This is a genomic window from Halobacillus sp. BBL2006, from assembly GCF_000786645.1.
In the GTDB taxonomy this organism is placed as follows: Bacteria; Bacillota; Bacilli; order Bacillales; family Halobacillaceae; genus Halobacillus.
Window position 1 is genome coordinate 1 of the sequence record NZ_JRNX01000149.1, and the last position, 1252, is coordinate 1252.

Sequence of the window (1252 nt, forward strand, 5' to 3'; positions counted from 1 at the left end):
TAAGGCGCTCGGCTCATACTTTCTGTACCTCCTGCAACATACACATCGCCGTCACCTGCACGAATCGCCTGTGCCGCTAAATGTACCGCATTCAACCCAGAACCGCACTGGCGGTCTATCGTTAGTCCTGGCAGATTTATAGTCAGTCCCGTTTGCAAAGCAGATAGCCGTGCCACATTTCCTCCGCCGCTCAAGACGTTACCGAAAATGACATCTTCAATCTGTTCTGGTTCTACCTTTGCGCGCTTCACGCATTCTTTGATCACCTCTGCTCCTAATACATGAGCAGGAACTGAAGCCAATGCTCCCCCTTGTCTTCCAATGGCTGTACGAACAGCCGATACGATCACTGCATCTCGTTCTGTCATCGTTCCACTCCTTTTTACAAAAATTAGTTACATCGCATGAGTCCCGCCATCAACAATGACGACGTCTCCCGTAATATGTTTGGAGGCGGGAGCACATAAGAAAATAGCTGCACCTTTCAAATCATCATCGCTTCCGAACTTCCGCAGCGGTGTTCCTTCTAAGAACGCATCTTCTCCTCTTTCCATAAGGACTTTGGACATTTTCGTCGGGAAAAAGCCTGGGGCAATCGCATTCACACGTATTCCTTTTGGTCCCCACTTGACCGCTAAATCCTTGGTAAACGTAATGACTGCTCCTTTGCTCGAGTTATAGCCGATTGTATCCATATACTTTGGATCCGAACCTTTGAGTCCAGCCACGGAAGCAATATTAATAATGGTCCCTTCTCCTTGATCAAGCATCACTTTTCCGACCATCTGAGACATTAGGAAGGTTCCTGTTACGTTAACATTGAACACTTTCTGCCACGCTTCCAGCGGCATCTCCTCAACTGGTGCACCCCAGGTCGCCCCACTATTGTTGATTAAAATATCAATTCTCCCAAAATGATCGACCGTTTGGTCAACAACCTGTTGCATACTGTCCGGGTTCGTAACATCACATTCGAAGGCAAGGGAATCGACTCCCATTTTCTTCAGTTGATCTCGAACCTCTTCACATGCGTCAAGCTTCCTAGAGCAAACGACCACATGAGCTCCGGATTCAGCTAATCCTTCGGCGATCTGTTTCCCAAGACCTCGGCCGCCTCCCGTCACAATAGCGACCTTTCCTGATAAATCAAAAAGCTCTTTAGCGTGCATGGACCGTCCTCCTCTGCTCGGATTTCTTCAGTTCATATTTCGCAACGGCTCGGCGATGCACTTCATCCGGGCCATCCGCGAGT

The 1252-nt window shown here is 48.6% G+C and carries 2 protein-coding genes; both read right to left on the reverse strand.

What is annotated here, in order from left to right:
* Positions 1-368: beta-ketoacyl synthase N-terminal-like domain-containing protein (locus tag LD39_RS05340; RefSeq protein ID WP_035543703.1), on the reverse strand; the 368-nt coding region annotated here is incomplete at its 3' end.
* Between the two features lie 27 nt (positions 369-395).
* A complete protein-coding gene (locus LD39_RS05345) occupies positions 396-1169 on the reverse strand; it encodes an SDR family oxidoreductase (RefSeq protein WP_035543704.1) in 774 nt (257 codons plus the stop codon).
* Between the last annotated feature and the right edge of the window lie 83 nt (positions 1170-1252).